This is a genomic window from Bacillus nitroreducens, assembly GCF_964021195.1.
Genome location: NZ_CAXHYI020000003.1, coordinates 1001649 through 1019110 on the forward strand (window position 1 = coordinate 1001649; position 17462 = coordinate 1019110).

Annotated in this window: 17 protein-coding genes; 1 reads left to right on the forward strand and 16 read right to left on the reverse strand. The window is 37.6% G+C overall.

All coding sequences use genetic code 11. From position 1 onward, the window contains the following. Window positions 1-5: 5 nt before the first annotated feature. The 16 genes from ACWPVE_RS08815 to metG form a co-directional block, all read right to left on the reverse strand. The gene (locus tag ACWPVE_RS08815) at window positions 6-641 is read right to left on the reverse strand and encodes a 50S ribosomal protein L25/general stress protein Ctc (protein WP_453992540.1); all 636 of its coding nucleotides are present in this window, start codon (window positions 639-641) and stop codon (window positions 6-8) included. Window positions 642-725: 84 nt separating this feature from the next. Then, on the reverse strand, window positions 726-1679 hold the full coding sequence (locus ACWPVE_RS08820) for a ribose-phosphate diphosphokinase (protein ID WP_453992542.1): 954 nt from the start codon (window positions 1677-1679) through the stop codon (window positions 726-728). A gap of 18 nt (window positions 1680-1697) precedes the next feature. Further along, entirely contained in the window at window positions 1698-3077 is a 1380-nt protein-coding gene (glmU, locus tag ACWPVE_RS08825; protein WP_453992543.1) for a bifunctional UDP-N-acetylglucosamine diphosphorylase/glucosamine-1-phosphate N-acetyltransferase GlmU, read from the reverse strand. Between the two features lie 401 nt (window positions 3078-3478). Then, a complete protein-coding gene (gene spoVG, locus ACWPVE_RS08830; RefSeq protein ID WP_077620152.1) occupies window positions 3479-3769 on the reverse strand; it encodes a septation regulator SpoVG in 291 nt (96 codons plus the stop codon). Window positions 3770-4066: 297 nt separating this feature from the next. Further along, window positions 4067-4441, reverse strand: coding sequence for a RidA family protein (locus ACWPVE_RS08835; protein ID WP_453992545.1), 375 nt, complete (start codon window positions 4439-4441; stop codon window positions 4067-4069). Continuing rightward, window positions 4438-5298 carry a pur operon repressor gene (gene purR / locus ACWPVE_RS08840; protein ID WP_453992547.1) on the reverse strand — a complete coding sequence of 287 codons (861 nt, stop codon included), beginning with the start codon at window positions 5296-5298 and terminating at the stop codon, window positions 4438-4440. The genes ACWPVE_RS08835 and purR overlap by 4 nt, the downstream gene beginning before the upstream one ends. Before the next feature lie 185 nt (window positions 5299-5483). After that, on the reverse strand, window positions 5484-6350 hold the full coding sequence (gene ispE, locus ACWPVE_RS08845; RefSeq protein ID WP_453992549.1) for a 4-(cytidine 5'-diphospho)-2-C-methyl-D-erythritol kinase: 867 nt from the start codon (window positions 6348-6350) through the stop codon (window positions 5484-5486). A gap of 203 nt (window positions 6351-6553) precedes the next feature. Further along, window positions 6554-6739, reverse strand: a complete 186-nt coding sequence (locus ACWPVE_RS08850; protein ID WP_453992550.1) for a small, acid-soluble spore protein, alpha/beta type — start codon at window positions 6737-6739, stop codon at window positions 6554-6556. A gap of 463 nt (window positions 6740-7202) precedes the next feature. Further along, on the reverse strand, window positions 7203-8423 hold the full coding sequence (locus ACWPVE_RS08855; protein WP_082090051.1) for an ISL3 family transposase: 1221 nt from the start codon (window positions 8421-8423) through the stop codon (window positions 7203-7205). 142 nt (window positions 8424-8565) lie between these two features. Then, on the reverse strand, window positions 8566-8835 hold the full coding sequence (gene veg / locus ACWPVE_RS08860; RefSeq protein WP_453992552.1) for a biofilm formation stimulator Veg: 270 nt from the start codon (window positions 8833-8835) through the stop codon (window positions 8566-8568). Window positions 8836-9083: 248 nt separating this feature from the next. After that, on the reverse strand, window positions 9084-9971 hold the full coding sequence (yabG, locus tag ACWPVE_RS08865) for a sporulation peptidase YabG (RefSeq protein WP_453992554.1): 888 nt from the start codon (window positions 9969-9971) through the stop codon (window positions 9084-9086). Between the two features lie 222 nt (window positions 9972-10193). Then, window positions 10194-11087 (reverse strand): 16S rRNA (adenine(1518)-N(6)/adenine(1519)-N(6))-dimethyltransferase RsmA, encoded by an 894-nt coding sequence (gene rsmA, locus ACWPVE_RS08870; protein ID WP_453992556.1) that lies wholly within the window; start codon window positions 11085-11087, stop codon window positions 10194-10196. Next, window positions 11084-11644, reverse strand: coding sequence for a ribonuclease M5 (gene rnmV, locus ACWPVE_RS08875; RefSeq protein ID WP_453992558.1), 561 nt, complete (start codon window positions 11642-11644; stop codon window positions 11084-11086). Before rnmV ends, rsmA begins: the two co-directional genes overlap by 4 nt. A gap of 206 nt (window positions 11645-11850) precedes the next feature. Next, complete coding sequence (locus ACWPVE_RS08880) at window positions 11851-13047, reverse strand: ubiquitin-like domain-containing protein (protein WP_453992560.1); 1197 nt, start codon at window positions 13045-13047, stop codon at window positions 11851-11853. Between the two features lie 227 nt (window positions 13048-13274). Then, the gene (locus ACWPVE_RS08885) at window positions 13275-14039 is read right to left on the reverse strand and encodes a TatD family hydrolase (RefSeq protein WP_453992562.1); all 765 of its coding nucleotides are present in this window, start codon (window positions 14037-14039) and stop codon (window positions 13275-13277) included. Between the two features lie 468 nt (window positions 14040-14507). Further along, window positions 14508-16457 carry a methionine--tRNA ligase gene (metG, locus tag ACWPVE_RS08890; protein WP_453992564.1) on the reverse strand — a complete coding sequence of 650 codons (1950 nt, stop codon included), beginning with the start codon at window positions 16455-16457 and terminating at the stop codon, window positions 14508-14510. A 711-nt stretch (window positions 16458-17168) separates the two neighbouring features. On the opposite strand from metG, the gene ACWPVE_RS08895 reads away from it, so the two are divergent. Further along, window positions 17169-17453 carry an AbrB/MazE/SpoVT family DNA-binding domain-containing protein gene (locus tag ACWPVE_RS08895; RefSeq protein ID WP_229142056.1) on the forward strand — a complete coding sequence of 95 codons (285 nt, stop codon included), beginning with the start codon at window positions 17169-17171 and terminating at the stop codon, window positions 17451-17453. Window positions 17454-17462: the final 9 nt, after the last annotated feature.

Sequence of the window (17462 nt, forward strand, 5' to 3'; positions counted from 1 at the left end):
TTACTTTATCCTTCAGCAGACTCGTTAGTTTCTCTGCCTTCTAGATTCTCTGGTTCACCTGGCTCTTGTTCTTCCCCTGTGCTTATCTCTTCTTCCTGTCTCGGTGCAAGAACAGATGCCACAACCTGTGAAGTATCTTGATTAATCGTAAATTTACCGTTTGTATTAATATCTTCTAATGTAATAACATCCCCAACCTCTACTTGTGAAACATCAATATCGATTGATTGTGGTATATCAGAAGGGAGAGCTGAAATCGAAATTTGATGAATGGACTGCTGGAGCACTCCACCATCTTTTACACCAGCCGCTTCCCCAACTAAATTGATATTCACATCAACTGTTACTTCCTCTGACATGTTTACAATCTGGAAATCCGCATGAATGATTTCACTCTTAATTGGGTCTGTTTGAACTTCGTGAAGCATAACAGAATGCTGATTATTATTAATTGCAAGCTTAATAATCCCATTCCGACCAGTAGTCCGAATTGTTTTCAAAAAATCAGCACTATTAATATAAATAGGTTGACTTTGATTTGGCCCATTTAAGATAGCTGGAATATTTCCTGCTTTTCTAATATTTGTTAGTGTTGAGCGCTTGTCTTTTACACGCTCAATCGCTTCTAATACTGTAGACATTTTTTATACACCATCCTTGGAAGATTTAGTCATATTACTAAATTTCCCCTAATGATGGCGAACTAAACCCTACTTTTAGCAAATTTAGTCAAAAAGTGTGCTAACGGATTGTTGCTCATGAACACGAATAATAGCCTCACCGATTAGTGGTGCTACAGAAAGTTGTTTGATTTTATCAATTCTTTTTTCTTCTGGTAAAAGAATCGTATTCGTTACAACTAGTTCTTTAATCTTTGAGTTCTGAATGCGTTCGATTGCTGGCCCTGAAAGTACGGGATGTGTACAGCATGCATATACTTCAGAAGCACCATTTTCAACGAGTGCATTCGCCGCTAATGTAATGGTTCCAGCTGTGTCAATAATATCATCAATTAAAATAGCTGTCTTCCCTTCGATATGACCAACGATGTTCATTATTTCTGCCACATTAGGCCTTGGTCGTCGCTTATCGATAATAGCAATCGGGGCTTTTAATCTATCTGCCATTCTACGTGTACGTGTAACTCCACCGTGGTCTGGTGACACTATTACGATGTCTTCAAGATTCTTTTCTTTGAAATATTCAGCTAAAATGGTTACACCCATCAAGTGATCAATCAAAATATCGAAAAAGCCCTGTATTTGTGGTGCATGAAGGTCAAGTGTTATTACACGATTCGCTCCTGCTGTTTCTAACAGGTTTGCGATAAGTTTCGCAGTAATTGGCTCACGTGCACGTGCTTTACGATCCTGTCTAGCATACCCATAATAAGGCATTACGATATTAATGGTTTTTGCAGATGCACGTCTTAGTGCATCAATCATAATTAACATTTCCATGATATTCTCGTTTACTGGTGCACTAGTAGATTGAATGACAAAAACATCACATCCACGAATACTTTCTTCAATGTTGATCTGAACTTCCCCATCGCTAAAACGTGTGACAGAGCATTTCCCAAGCTCTACACCAATGTATTTTGCGATTTCCTCCGCTAAAGGTGCATTCGAATTTAAGGAAAAAACCTTTAAGCTAGAGTCACGGTACTGATTAGGCATATTCTTTGCCAACCTCCATTAGGAATTTTTCTTTTGATTTAAGATTTCAACATAATTCTCTTTATTGACTTGACGGGCTCTTGCAATCGAAAGAGCGTTGCTTGGTACTTCGCTTGTAATTGTAGAACCTGCCGCAACGTATGCTCCCTTTCCAACAGTTACTGGAGCTACTAAATTTGAATTGCAGCCAATAAACACATCATCTTCAATTTTAGTTAAAAATTTATTTTTTCCGTCATAGTTCACAGTGATAGAGCCACAGCCAATATTAACATTTTTGCCAACCTCAGCATCTCCAATATAACTTAAATGAGACGCTTTACTTCCCTCACCGAAAACAGCCTTTTTCAATTCAACAAAGTTTCCAACCTTAACCTTGTCACTAATCTCTGTTGCTGGACGGATATGCGCAAATGGCCCAATTGCTACATCATTTCCAATACTACTATCATGCGCAACTGAATGACGAATTACTGTTCTATCTCCAATTTTACAATTTTTAATTTCAGAATTTGGACCAACTTCACAGTCAGCGCCAATTTCTACCTCTCCCATTATAACAGTGCCTGGATATAAAACGGTGTCTGAACCGATTTTTGCATCTGCTGAAATGTACGTATTATCAGGATCGATAATCGTAACTCCATTCATCATGTGTTGCTTATTAATTCGTTGTTTCATTAATTTTTCCGCCTGCGAAAGTGCATAACGGTCATTCACTCCAAGTGTTTCTTCAAAAGAATCTGTCTGGAATGCAGAAACAATTTCACCTTTCTTTTTCAGAATTTCAATGACATCAGGGAGATAATACTCTCCTTGCACATTGTCATTCGATACATTTGAAAGCGCTTCAAATAGTGCTTCGTTATCAAAACAGTATGTTCCTGTATTTATTTCTGTTAGCTTACGTTCTTCTTCTGTTGCATCTTTATGTTCAACAATGCGCTCAACATGTCCTTGCGCATTGCGGACAATTCTTCCGTAACCAGTTGGTTCAGCAGCCACTGCCGTTAAAATAGTAGCTTTTGCTCCAGCATCTTCATGCTGCTTAAGTAAAGCTTCCATTGTCTCTGATGTAATAAGTGGAGTATCACCACAAACAACTAAAGTAATTCCTTTTTCATTTGCTAAATGGTTTGTTGCTTGCATCACTGCATGTGCCGTCCCTAACTGTTCTTCTTGAAGGGCATATTCACTATTATCTCCGATTTGAGCTTTTACTTTTTCCGCGCCATGTCCAACGATTGTCACAAGCTTTTGTAGGGACAGTTGTGAAAGCTGATCCACTACATGCTGTACCATTGGTTTTCCACATACAGGGTGTAGAACCTTATAAAGCTTTGATTTCATACGTGTTCCTTGCCCTGCGGCCAAAATTACGCCATATCTGTTTGTCATGTTCAGGCCTCCAATTAACCTAATCAAATTCGCCTCGACGAATTTGCGCCAGTTTTTTTTCAAGCTTGCCAGATGTGATTCTTCAAACCGTAGCATAATTGCCTCAGCTTATCGCTTCACACCAATAAGGCTTACTGGCATTTTCCTTCTCTCGAGGACTGAGTACCAGTTGCTGAAAATCCACCTTAAAAATCGCATTTCTTTCGCCAGAGGCACTACCTTTATATAATCCTCAAATGAATAAAGGTAAACCTTTTTATCCATTTCGAATATATCTTAAATAGAGACCATTTTCAAGAAAACTAACGAAAGTGCCTTAATTTTTTGCTTGAGAAATTTTGATTATGCAGAATAAAAAAAGAGCCTACTATAATTATAGGCTCTTTACTGTTATATTTATTTTAGGATGCCCCTGCTTCCTCAAACTCAACCTCTACTTCACCTAAGCGGTGATACTCAGCTAGTACTGCATCTTGAATCTTTCCACGCGTACCTGAGTTAATCGGATGAGCGATATCGCGAAACTCTCCATCTGGAGTGCGTTTGCTCGGCATTGCAACAAATAAACCATTGTTGCCGTCAATTACACGAATGTCATGAACCACAAATTCATGGTCTAACGTAATTGATGCAATCGCTCTCATTCTTCCTTCAGTGTTAACGCGGCGTAATCTAACGTCTGTCACTTCCATTCTGTTCACCACCTTTTTGACTATATAAAAACTTAGTTATTCATATTCAACGAAAAGTTTGAAACTCCTGCTAAATATTAAAATTTTTTAAAAAAGATTCATACTTTTTTGGGAATGAACAGAATATTTGTGATAAAAACAGTTAAAAAGGCATTTAAAATAAAAAGGGATAAAAAGGACCCACAAAACTTTCATAAGATGTGATTGCTCCTGCCGTTCGCCACATCACGCGGATTAAAGCTAGTAAAAGTCTTTACTCGATGTGTCTTTTTTAGCCTTTTTTTTTAGGATTTTCGTTTATTTTACGAGTGCGATAACTTCAATCTCCACCAATACATCTTTCGGAAGTCTTGCTACTTCAACTGTTGAACGAGCTGGTTTGTGATCGCCAAAAAATTCTCCATAGACTTCATTGAGTTCTGCAAATTCATCCATGTTCTTAATAAATACGGTTGCTTTAACAACTGTGTCTAAAGAGCAATTTGCTGCAGCCAATACAGCTTGAAGATTTTTAAATACTTGTATTGTCTGTTCTTTAATACCCCCACTTACTAACTCACCTGATGGCGTTAATGGAATTTGTCCAGAGCTATAAAACATATTATTTACGACAATTCCTTGTGAATAAGGTCCTATTGCAGCTGGCGCTTGGTTTGTTTGAACTTGTTTCATGCTTCTTCCCCCATCTCATCTTCAATTTCTATTTTTTGTAGGTAAGATTCATAATTACCGACCGTTACCTTAATTTGTTTTTCTTTTACATCAACATCGGTTAGTCTTACTAAGGATATGTACTCATCGACTAGTCTTTCTTCAACACCCTCTGACTCGACTAAGACACCGATCCCTTTTAAGTTTGCATTAAACTCTTCAAGTATACTTACCATTCCATTGACAGTACCGCCCGCTTTCATAAAGTCATCGATGATAAGTACATTAGAGCCTTCTTTCAAGCTTCTTTTTGCCAAAACCATCGTTTGAATACGTTTGGTCGATCCAGAAACATAATTAATGCTTACGGTAGATCCTTCTGTTACTCGATTGTCGTGTCTTACTATTACCACTGGTACGTCCAAATGCGATGCAACCGCATATGCCAAAGGGATTCCTTTAGTTGCAACAGTCATAACAACATCTATTTCAAGTTTCGAATAGATTGAGGCAAAGATTTTCCCGATTTTATTGACAATTCTCGGATCACCAAGTATATCTGTCAAATATAAATATCCACCTGGAAGAAGTCGATCTGGGTTTGCGATTACCTCACAAAGCTCACTAACAACTTTACTTGCTTCTTCTTCCCCAACCATTGGAATAAACTTCACTCCACCAGCAGCTCCTGCTACCGTAATTAATGTCCCAATTCCTTGTTGTTCAAAAGTTTGCTTGATAATAGCCAAGTCCTCACTTATTGAGGATTTAGCAGAATCGTATTTTTGTGCAAAAAAGGAAAGTGATACAAGGTGCTGTGGGTGTAACAGCAAGTGATTTGTCATATCAACTAGTCTACTACTCCGTCTAAATTTCATTGTTGCCCTCCAAAAACCGAATGTTTTAATGATAATATATCACTAATGTCCGTTCTAATCAAATGCACCTCGGCGTATTATAGTCCAGTTTGAGCCGTTCCCTGGGGGCTTTAATCCAAACATACTGACAGTCACATATCGCATAGTTTGCTTAGTCTACATATAAATTACATGCTTGAATGAAGTTAATCACTATTCCGTTCACCAATCAACCTAACTGCATAAACTTGATCACAAAAGCCACGTAATCCATTATAAATCCGTTGCATTCTTGATTCTCTTTGAACCAATCCAAAAACAGTTGGACCACTTCCACTCATTAAAACCGCATCTGCTCCGAATCGTTTCATTTGGTCTTTTATATGTGCTACTTCAGGATGAAGCTTTAAGGTAACATCTTCTAACACATTTCCAACTCGACTGCAAATGCCGTTAAAATCCTTTGTTTCGATAGCTTGTATCATGCCGTCCACATCTGGATGGTTTATTTTATCGATTGAAAGATTTTGATAAACATCGGCCGTGGAAACACCTATTGTTGGTTTTGCCAAAATAACCCAACAGTGCGGAGGTGCTGGTAACTCTGTAATGACCTCACCACGTCCTGTCGCTAGAGCAGTACCCCCGTATACACAGAAAGACACATCTGAGCCAATCTCAGCGCCAATGGAGGCTAGTTCATCTAGACTAAGTCCAAGACCCCAAAATTTATTTAACCCTCTTAATGTCGCAGCTGCATCACTGCTTCCGCCTGCTAAACCTGCAGCTACAGGGATTGATTTTGTAATTGAAATGACTACGCCCTTTTTAACACCAAATCTTTTTTTTAGTAAATTAGCCGCTTGGTAAGCCAAATTACGGCTGTCATCTGGCACAAAACGATTATGCGAAATAACTTTTATGTCATCACCCTCATAATCTGACAATTCAAGCCTATCCGATAAATCGATGGTTGTCATAATCATACGTACCTCATGGTAACCATCCTGTCGTTTATGCAAAACATCAAGTGCCAAGTTTATTTTTGCTGGGGCCTTAACTAATAATTTCATGTAAACACCTGCTTTAAACGTAAAATTCAATATTGACATTGTACCACAAAGTAAACACCGCAAAACAGTGATGTTACATAGTCTCCAATGTTTTTTATGTAAATAGAATGATAAGATTTCAAACCGTTCTTGTTCAGGAGCTTTTGGATATAAAGAAAGCCGAAGCGAGTCTGCTCCGGCGTCGTAGTTCAAAGAAACTGCTTTTATTGGTTATTTCCTTTATTCGCTAGCTGTTGTTGTCCAATCTCTATCGCGCGTTTTACCATATTTCCAGCATCTCGCGATCTTATGGCACCCCAACCTTCATTTTTAACCGTATCATAAAAACCAAGTTCTTTCGCGAGTTCTTCTTTAAAGGCTTCCGACATAATACCTTTTCGTCTTCCCAATTACAACAACTCCCTTCATACTACGACAACCTTATTATTTGAAACAACGGAACAAGTTATAGTAACAAATTTTGGGCCCAGAGAAGAGTCCCAAGCATGTCATATTTTTTTGAACCGATGCGTTTATTTTAGTTTGCATACTCTAACCGCAACCTTACCTTACTCATTGTTAACACCTTGTAGAGGATATATACTTTTCTTCCAAAAATGGCGGTCAAAGTAAATTCCATGTGATTATCAATAAAGCACAAGCGATGACGAAACTGACTAAACAGCTTACACTATATGTAAATTACCTGATTTTGTCATTCTCTAGCTTACCTTTGTAATTTCAAAGCAAAAAAAAAGGTTCTAAATCAAATGTTGGGGTTTTAGGCTACCGCGCTACGCTTGGTGGCCTCTATAAAAAATGATGGATGGTACCATTCATCATTTTTTATAGAGGAGAATCACACCAACTCGGTTAACCAATATGTACCCCAATTCTTTTATACTTGTGTGTTAATAAAATCTTCGCCCTAAAGCGTTCAAAAACTCTAAATCCATAAGCATTTCTCTTTAGAACTTTGGTTGAATTATTAATTCCCTCTAAAAACCCATTTGAATATTCATAGGCAAAGCTATTTAATACTTCAACTTGCCAATTTTGTATGGTCTTTATTGCTTTAATCATTTCAGGTATCTTTGAATCCTCAATTAACTTATATAGTTCTTCCAATTCCTTTTTAACCAAACTGATACTGTTTTTTCCGTTTTCTTTGGCACGTAAAAACCAAGAACGATATGCCTCTTTAATTTCATATGCTTGTTTGAGTTCATTCGACATCTCCAAGTAACGATTTAAATGCCATTTCTCATCCTTAGTTAAGCGTTGGCAGTCTTTATGAAAGACATGTTTCATACGTTTACACTTTTTACGGTCGTAGCCATGAAATTGGTTTTGTACTCGACGTCTTACTCCATCAAGCCCCCAATAGATGTAACGACAAAAATGAAATCTATCAGCTACAATAACAGGTTTACCTAATGCCTCTTGAACGGCTGCTTTAAAGGAATGATTCATATCCATTATGACTATTTGCACTCTAGATCCGTGCTTTCTTAAGTAGTCTTTTATCGTACGTTTATAACGATTTGGTAGAATATCAATCGGTTCTTTTGTTATCCCATTCGCAATGATTAACTGGTATTTCCCTTCGCGGGTATCACCCTTGTATTCATCAATAGCTATAACTGTAGGTAATTCTTCCACCGGACGAATTTCACTTCGTGAAATTTGATCGAATCGACGTATAATGGTTGAAGATGAACACCCGTAGATTTCAGCTGTTTCCTTAAATGTTTTTCCTTTAATCGCTTTAATTGATATAGCTTGATTCCATTCTATTGAGGTACGTTGATAACGCATGACAAAAGGATTTTTCTCTGAAAAACGTTTCCCACATTCACAGACATATCGTCTACGCTTATAAAAGATTTGGGTTTTTCTTTCAAACCACTTTAAGTGTTGAATTTTTTGTATACGATAGTCATGAATTTTACTCGTCCTTTGATTACATTTAGGGCACCGATGTACTTTTCGCTCCATTTCAACGTACAGGCGGATAACTTCGCCCACTTCTTCAACATTGGTTAGGATAGACCCTTTTAATCCAGGAATAATCATGGTAAAATCCATGTACACGCAACTCCATTCTTTAGACTTGTTTCTAGACAATTCAAGTATAAATGAATGAGGAGTTTGCGTGTTTTTTTATGCACACAAAATTTTGTTTAAACCCCAACAAATATTATAGAGCCAAAAAAAAAGCAGCAAACAAATATGTTTACTGCCCACTTATTGCTACGTTTCCGTTTGTCTCATCAAAGAATGTTAATTGAACGGTTTCTGTAAGAATATCAGCATAACTGTATGAAACTCGCTCAAATGAATTTTCATCCTGGTCTAACTCAATCACAAATACAGAGGGGTACGTTTCAGCGAGCACACCTGAGCGCTCAATTGTCTTTCTACGACCACCATTAGCCTTTAATGTAAGACGCTTACCTAAATTAGTGTCTAGAGATCGTTTAATATCAAGCAAAGTTTTTCCCATTTCCACTCCACCTCACTATTTTTAGTATACCAAAAAAAACACCGAACGTCAAATAAAACTAAAATTATAACAATGAAACAAAATACTTGTCAATGACTATTTTACGTCAATTTTCTCAGTGCACAACCGATAGTATGTACAAAAATGCTGTCAATATGTATATTTATCACTATTTCTTTTTGTCGACAAAATTTTTATCTTATCGTTAAAAAACAATAAAACATCAAAGAATCTCTAGCGTATCACCGTTAGAGATTCCCTTTCTCCTCATTATCAACTAGTCTATGATAGGGCATCCCTGTTCGTAAAAGTCCCTTTGTTTCAATTCCACCAATGCCTTTTTCTCCTGTTAACGTATTGCGAAGAACATCCCACACATTGACCCTTTCATCAAACGGAGTAAAACTAATCTTTGCAACGATATACACAGGGTCTAGAGCGTGTATATTGACTCTTGAAGGTGAACTTGCATAATTTGCTCCCGCGCGAATTAACGACTCAAAATGAGATTGACAAGCACCTGCAAAGATAACGAGTTGGTCTAAATGTGGAACCCTTTTCCTTGCTTGTCGGACCGCTTGAGCAAAATGACGAGAATGTCGATATGCCTTTAATTCGGAAACCTTACCCTTTGTTTTTGAATAGGCATCATGACCAGTTATCACAAGTATGTCTGGTCTATATGCATCCATTAGTTCATCAATTTTTTCAGGCATTTCCGTTTCATGACAGTGTATCCCATATACAGGAACACCAATTTTTTTATATAAATCAAGACATTTATTTAAGTAGTTGGGATCTCCATCGATATGCAAGACTCTTCCTGGGATTTGGAAAAACTCTGCATTATTGGAATACCCACCTGTCGCATGGTATTCATTTTTTTCCCTGATAAGCTGATAATCCTGGCGAAATAATCGATAGGAATGATCCGCTTTTTCTCGTTCCATTCTTTGTCTTTTTCGTCTTTCGTTCTCATTAATTAAAACTAAGTCTTCATATGGAGCATCTGCAATCAACCTTACATCCTCACCATTTAAATAAACAATTCCATCGTGTGTTATTTCTGTTACTTTAAACATTAAGTCAAATTGATAAGATTTACGTGCAACGATATCGCCTACTTTTATATTCATCCTCACTCACTCCAACTTTGAGGTAATTTCCGCTTAGGTGATGCCTACTTGTTAGCCTATGCAGCATTCCACAAAATGGTGAGGAGATAGTAGAGAGTTATAACGTCCTATTTAGAAAAGTAGGTCCATTTAATGACTTTGTTAGTAGAAAAAATGTAGCAAAAACCAATTTTATCAAGAACAACATAATTTACGAAAACAACCAAACAAAAAAAAGACCCACTATTCAGTAGGTCCCTTGGATAATGCTTTATATATGCCATCACTTAACTGTCCAAATTCTTGAATTGATAATGTTTCACCGCGACGTTTCGGATCTATATTTGCAGTTTCTAAGCATTTTTCAATAACCTCTTTATGGATTTTACCGTTAGGAAGGTTAGACGTTAAATTGTTTAAAATCGTTTTCCTTCTTTGTCCAAATGCTGCGCGAACAATATCAAAAAAGAATGACTCATTTTGTACCTTCACAGCAGGTTCTTCCCGTCTTAACAAGCGAATCACCGCTGAGTCTACATTTGGCTGGGGTACAAATACAGTTCTTGGTACTGTCATAACGGTTTCAGCTGTCGTGTAGTATTGAATGGCAATTGATAAAGAGCCATAATTCTTTGTACCTGGTGCCGCTGAAATACGATCGGCAACTTCCTTTTGAAGCATGACAACAATGCCTCTTAAAGGGAGATTCTCTGTTAACAGTTTCATAATGATTGGCGTGGTCACGTAATATGGAAGATTGGCAACAACCATGATATCTTTTATTCCCTGCATCTTTTCATCAATAACAGACCGTACATTGGCTTTTAGGACATCCTCATGAATCACTTCTACATTCTCATACGGAGATAATGTGTCCGCCAATATTGGCAATAGGCGTCCGTCTATTTCAAATGCAACAACCTGTTTCGCCCGTTTGGCAAGTTGCTCAGTTAATGCACCAATACCTGGACCAATTTCAATCGCCCCTGTTTCGCTCGTTATTTCAGCATGATCTACGATGCGATGTAAAATATTCGTATCAATTAAAAAGTTTTGCCCTAAACTTTTCTTAAAAGAAAAACCATATTTTTCCAGAATTGCTCTTGTTCGTATAGGTGTGGCTATGTCTTTCATCACTTTACCTTTTCCCCCTGTAGCACTTTTTCAACCGCCTCATCAAATACCTCTTTTGAAATCTGAAACATTTGTAGACGCTTATAAAGCTGTTTTCCGTTAGTATAACCAATTTTTAAAAGGACGCCTAATTTCTCCCTACGTTCTTTTGCTTTGCTCCCACCGATCAATCCTGCGTCCACTAGCGCGTCAAATTCAATTTCAGAGTGAAAGTCCTCTGCCTCTTGTTTTACATCCGCTAATGCCCTGCGAATGGCTTCAGGAGTGGCGTGCTCAACTCCTACCTTTTTTTTCGACTTAGCAAGTGCCTCATTTTTAGGTAAAAAGGCGTGTTTACACCCGGGTACTGCATTCGCAACAATTTTGCGAATCCGCTCACCTGGATAATCGGGGTCTGTGAACACAATGACCCCTCTCACTTCATGAGCATGTTTGATCCTCTCTAAAACTTCTTTATTTACAGCTGAACCGTTTGTTTCAATTGTATCAGCATCAACAGCCCTTTTAATTGCTACGGTATCATCTTTACCTTCTACTACAATTATTTCTTTTATTTTCATTTTTTTTGAAACCTTTCTCTGTTTAATTCGTCTAACATTATAGATACAAATATTACATAATTATAACAAAAAAGACGTTGATATAAAAAACAGGGCATAAGATACCCGCTTATTAACTTTTTGACTCAAGCAGAGCGGTGGAGTCTATTACGAGATAGAAAGAAAACATAAAAAAACAGAGGAATAATTCCTCTGTTACTATCAAGTTAATTTAAGATTTGGATTTTAACCTTTCGTTGCCCCCAACGATAGGCTTGAGATTTTTCCGAGAAAAAGACATCTATCTTATGGCCCTTTATATTGGAACCCTTGTCAGCAGCCACAGCATAGCCATACCCTTCTACATATACTTTTGTGCCTAATGGAATAATACTTGGATCAACTGCGATAACCTTCGCATTCGGGTTAGCGCGCAGGTTAATTCCAGTTGCAGTTACGCCTGAACACCCACTACAATATGCCGTATAAGCTGTAGAGGATACGTAGAACTCTTTAGATGCTTTTGAAGTACCACGGGAAACTTGTTTCACAATATCACGTGTCCCCACTGCAACAACTTTATCCTTACTATCTGCCAGCGTTTCTGTCTTGATAAGATCTCTTGAAACTTCTTTACCATTTTCAAGAACAACTTCATAATGCTTAGCGACTTTACCTTTTTGACCAGGATCTACCACTTTTTCCTTGCCTTTTTCAATGCTGTTGTCCTTTTTTCGAACTACGGCAAAGGCAACAGATTCTTCCACTACATCGGTGACTTTTTCTACTCGTACAACATTGACAACACTATTTGCTGTAATCTGTTCTTCCATCCCTGGTTCTACTCGATCCAATTCATTTAGTGTAATATTTTGACCTTTTAAAAAGTCAGCGACAGTAGTCGAAGTGGACCAAACTTGAGATTCGGTACCGCCGTCGTTTAATGTAAGTTGAAATGCTTTTGCCACTTCAACTTTCATATCTTTTGTTAGTTTTGTATCTATACTAGGACTAATTTTATCGTGCTCTGTAATTTCTACCTTCTCATCTTTGAAAAGATCTCCCACGGTATTGACAGTTGTCCAAACCTTTTTCGGTTGGTTATCAACTACAAGTTCGACTGGAATTGCCTCTTGCAATGTCACTTTCAGATTGTCTTTGATCGCCGTATCCATTGACGGTGAAAGTTCATCATGTTTTGACACATCTATCTCCAGATCCTGTAGAACTTCAGCAACCGTGTTTGCGTGCGTCCTTATAACTTGCTCATTACCATTTAATGATAGTGTAACTGTATCCTTTGTTGTTTCGTATGTAGCATATCCTGTACCAACTGCTACGAACGCTATCAAACTACTTATCGAGACTATGAATCTCTTTTTGTGTTTTGACTCGGAAAACAGTTTTTTCATGTTTTTAAGCAAATGAAAAACGCCTCCTTCTCTCAGTGGATTATATAAAGGATCATATTTTCTGTCAACCCCACCCCTTTTTTGCTCACCATTGTAGAATATTATGCAAGAAGAGTTTTTAAAAAGGAAGAATTAGTTGTCGACAAAGATATATATGAGATCAAGGAGGCATGTAGAACTTTTTCTATTTAACTTATTATTGGACAAGCTTTTGCTTTAATTGACAAAATTTACTATCATTATATGTCGAAAAATCGCTTCGCATTGTCGGATGTTTTTTGCGCAATTTCCTCAAAAGAGACTCCTTTTAGCTCCGCTATTTGTTCTGCTATATATTTCACATAGCTTGGTTCATTCCGTTTTCCTCGAAAAGGATGTGGAGTTAAATAGGGACAATCCGTTTCAATTAAGAGACGATCTAGTGGAATTTCGGCTGCCACTTCTTTTGGTTTTTTCGCGTTTTTAAAGGTTACAGGACCGCCGAATGAGATATAAAAATTCATATCCATACACTGTTTTGCCACTTCAATACTACCAGTAAAACAGTGCATAACCCCACCCACTTCACTTGCATTCTCTTCTTGTAGGATTTCGAGAATATCAGAAGTCGCTTCTCGATTATGAATGATAATGGGTAGCTTAACTTTCTTTGCTAGCGCAATTTGCTTGCGAAAGACTTCCTTTTGTATATCCTTTGGAGATTTGTCCCAATAATAATCGAGACCCATTTCTCCCAATGCAACTACCTTTGGATGCGAACAGAGCTCTTCTATCCATTTAAGGTCTTCGTCTGTCATATCTATAGCATCCACAGGATGCCAACCTACTGTGGCGTATATAAATTCATACTGTTCAGCCAGTTCAATAGCTCTTGTAATTGTTTCTCGATCAAAACCAACAACTACAATGGTTGTTACACCTTCACTCTGTGCTCTTTCAATTACTTCTTCTAAATCGTCTTGATACTGAATCGCATTCAAATGTGCATGTGTATCAATTAACATGTAAAAGACTCCTTTTTTTTCTAAATATGTAAAAAGGACAGAATCATCTGTCCTTCCTTTTGTCTAGTTTTCATAGTACTTTGCGCTTTTCTTGTTGTCTAGCTTCTGGCACCATCGGCTCGAGGTCACAAGTCAATCGCTTCCGAAGGCATAGGACGCCTTCTTTCAGCGCTTTTCTTGTGCTTGTCGCCGATGAACGGGCGCCATGCGCTTTCTTGTTGTCTAGCTTCTGGCGCCATCGGCTCGAGGTCACAAGTCAATCGCTTCCGAAGGCATAGAGCGCCTTCTTTCAGCGCTCGTCTTGTGCTTGTCGCCGATATTCGGGCGCCATGCGCTTTTCTTGTTGTCTAGCTTCTGGCACCATCGGCTCGAGGTCACAAGTCAATCGCTTCCGAAGGCATAGAGCGCCTTCTTTCAGCGCTCGTCTTGTGCTTGTCGCCGATATTCGGGCGCCATGCGCTTTTCTTGTTATTTTACTTTAGCTCCATTTGGTAGGCTTTGATCAATCGTTGCAACTGATAGCTTTCCGTCTACTGAACCTGCTAAAATCATCCCTTGTGATAGTTCACCACGTAATTTAACAGGTTTAAGGTTTGTTACACAAATGACTTTCTTACCTACTAGCTCTTCAGGGCTATAGTATTGAGCAATACCAGAAACAACTTGGCGTTTTTCATACCCTAGATCTAATTGAAGCTTTAAGAGCTTATCAGCTTTCTTTACAGGCTCTACTTGAAGTACTTCTGCCACACGAAGTTCTACTTTCATGAAATCATCGATGCCGATTTCATCGGCTTGTTCCACTTCTTGAACAGGTTCCTCTTTTTTCGCGCCACCTTGCATTTTCTCTTTAATGTATTCAACTTCTTCTGCAATTTCTAAACGTGGGAAGATAGGATCTCCTTTCGCTACCTGAATCCCCTCTTGTTTCATTCCAAACTCCAATAGGCTTTCCCATGTTTGTAACGCTTCATCCTCAATTCCAAGCTGTGCAAAAATCGCCCCAGGCGTTTTAATTAAAAATGGTTTAAGCATAATAGCCGAAAATCGAAGTGACTCTGCCAAGTGGCTCATAATAGACCCAAGTTCAGCCTTTTTCTCTTCATCTTTTGCCACAACCCAAGGTTGAGTTTCATCAATGTATTTATTCGTACGGCTAATAAACTGCCATAGTGCTGATAGTGCAACGGAAAACTCCATTTTTTCCATAGCCTCTTCATATTTTGCTACCGTTTCTCTAGCAAAACTCGCTAACTGTGTATCATATTCCGATTGGCTTCCCTGATACGTTGGAATATTGCCATCAAAATATCTTCCAATCATAGCAACAGTACGGTTCAGTAAGTTTCCTAGATCATTTGCTAAATCAAAATTGATGCGCTCAACAAATCCCTCGGGTGTAAATACACCATCAGCTCCGAAAGGAACTTCACGTAAGAGATAGTAACGAAGTGAATCCAGTCCATAACGGTCGATTAACGTAACTGGATCAACGACATTTCCTTTTGATTTTGACATTTTTCCATCCTTCATTAATAACCAACCATGCGCAAACACTTTTTTCGGAAGTGGAAGATCTAATGCCATTAACATAATTGGCCAATAGATGGTGTGGAAACGCACAATTTCCTTACCTACTAAATGAACATCTGCAGGCCAATACTTTTGATATTTTGAATCGTCATCTGTTCCATACCCTAATGCGGTAATATAATTCGATAATGCATCTATCCACACGTAGATCACGTGCTTCGGATCACCTGGTACTTTAATTCCCCAGTCAAAGGTTGTTCTTGATACAGCCAAATCTTCAAGTCCAGGTTTTAGAAAGTTATTGATCATTTCATTTTTTCGTGATTCAGGTTGGATGAATTCAGGATTTTCTTCATAATATTGGAGCAAGCGATCAACATATTTACTCATTTTAAAGAAATATGATTCTTCTTTTACTTTTTCAACTGAACGACCACAGTCAGGACAGTTACCATCAACCAATTGTCTTTCAGTAAAGAATGATTCACAAGGTGTACAGTACCATCCCTCATATTTGTCAAGGTAGATATCTCCCTGTTTCACAAGTTGGTCAAAAATCTTTTCGACAACTTTTTTATGACGATCTTCCGTAGTACGAATAAAATCATCATACGAAATTTCGAGTTTCTTCCATAATTCCTGGATACCAGACACAATCTCATCAACATACTCTTGTGGAGTAACACCTTTTTCAGTAGCTGAACGTTGAATTTTTTGACCATGCTCATCAGTTCCTGTCAAAAACATTACATCGTAACCACGTAATCTTTTGTAACGGGCCATTGCATCTGCTGCTACAGTTGTATAGGCGTGTCCTATATGTAATTTCCCACTTGGATAATAAATGGGTGTTGTCAAATAAAATGTTTTATTTTCTTGAGCCATCACAGTACCTCCCTAATCAAATGCACCTTGGTATATATGCGCCCAAATTTGTATGCCAAAGTAAAATAGCGTTCTTATTTTTGACCTTAGAAACTATAAACTTCTTTTAGAAATCTGAGGCATCTACCAGAGGCTTTATTTTTTTTCAATTAGGGATTTCCCCCAACTGAATTAAATACTTTTCATTCATACTCCAGAAATAGAAGACTTCGCTGAAAAAAATTCAATCGACCAAATTAGACATTACTATTCATCTATTCCTATTATATCTACAAAATATACCTAAAGCACGAGAAAAGCGCAAGCGCACTTAATGTAGAGATACTATACTTGTGAAACCTCTAAATGTGCTTAAAGATAAAAATGCACTTTAATTGAATAAGAAATTTTAGCAAACAAAGGGAAAACAATTACACAAATCGACATTTTTCGACACTATCTCCCATAGAAAAGTCGAAGTAAATTTCCATTTTTTATTCAGTTTCACTATAAATATAATAATACTAGTTATAAATTCATATTATATAGCTTACTTTAAAACCTGTATCTACAAGCTACTGCATGCCATTTTTATACATATTTTATAAGATTTGTAGTTAAAAATGATTGACGGTAATTGGAAATCTTGATATTATTATTTAGAAATCATTTTGTCGAAAATTGACGATAGAGAGAGATAAATATTACTACTATTTGAGAGGAGAAAGTTAAATGAAATCTACAGGTATTGTTCGTAAAGTTGATGAATTAGGACGAGTTGTTATTCCTATCGAACTTCGTCGTACATTAGACATCGCTGAAAAAGATGCTCTAGAAATTTACGTAGACGATGATAAAATCATTTTAAAGAAATACAAGCCAAATATGACTTGCCAAATTACTGGTGAAATTTCAGATGACAATTTCACACTTGCTAACGGCAAGATTGTACTTAGCCGAGAAGGTGCAGAACAGATCCTTAAAGAGCTTCAAGACAATCTTACTGCTGTAAAATAATAGATAAAC

Excerpts from the sequence above, each read along its gene's own strand:
- ACWPVE_RS08815 (WP_453992540.1), bottom strand. The coding sequence starts at position 641 with ATGTCTACAGTATTAGAAGCGATTGAGCGTGTAAAAGACAAGCGCTCA.
- ACWPVE_RS08820 (WP_453992542.1), bottom strand. The coding sequence starts at position 1,679 with ATGCCTAATCAGTACCGTGACTCTAGCTTAAAGGTTTTTTCCTTAAAT.
- glmU (WP_453992543.1), bottom strand. The coding sequence starts at position 3,077 with ATGACAAACAGATATGGCGTAATTTTGGCCGCAGGGCAAGGAACACGT.
- spoVG (WP_077620152.1), bottom strand. The coding sequence starts at position 3,769 with ATGGAAGTGACAGACGTTAGATTACGCCGCGTTAACACTGAAGGAAGA.
- ACWPVE_RS08835 (WP_453992545.1), bottom strand. The coding sequence starts at position 4,441 with ATGAAACAAGTTCAAACAAACCAAGCGCCAGCTGCAATAGGACCTTAT.
- purR (WP_453992547.1), bottom strand. The coding sequence starts at position 5,298 with ATGAAATTTAGACGGAGTAGTAGACTAGTTGATATGACAAATCACTTG.
- ispE (WP_453992549.1), bottom strand. The coding sequence starts at position 6,350 with ATGAAATTATTAGTTAAGGCCCCAGCAAAAATAAACTTGGCACTTGAT.
- veg (WP_453992552.1), bottom strand. The coding sequence starts at position 8,835 with ATGGGAAAAACTTTGCTTGATATTAAACGATCTCTAGACACTAATTTA.
- yabG (WP_453992554.1), bottom strand. The coding sequence starts at position 9,971 with ATGAATATAAAAGTAGGCGATATCGTTGCACGTAAATCTTATCAATTT.
- rnmV (WP_453992558.1), bottom strand. The coding sequence starts at position 11,644 with ATGAAAATAAAAGAAATAATTGTAGTAGAAGGTAAAGATGATACCGTA.
- ACWPVE_RS08885 (WP_453992562.1), bottom strand. The coding sequence starts at position 14,039 with ATGTTAATTGATACACATGCACATTTGAATGCGATTCAGTATCAAGAC.
- metG (WP_453992564.1), bottom strand. The coding sequence starts at position 16,457 with ATGGCTCAAGAAAATAAAACATTTTATTTGACAACACCCATTTATTAT.
- ACWPVE_RS08895 (WP_229142056.1), top strand. The coding sequence starts at position 17,169 with ATGAAATCTACAGGTATTGTTCGTAAAGTTGATGAATTAGGACGAGTT.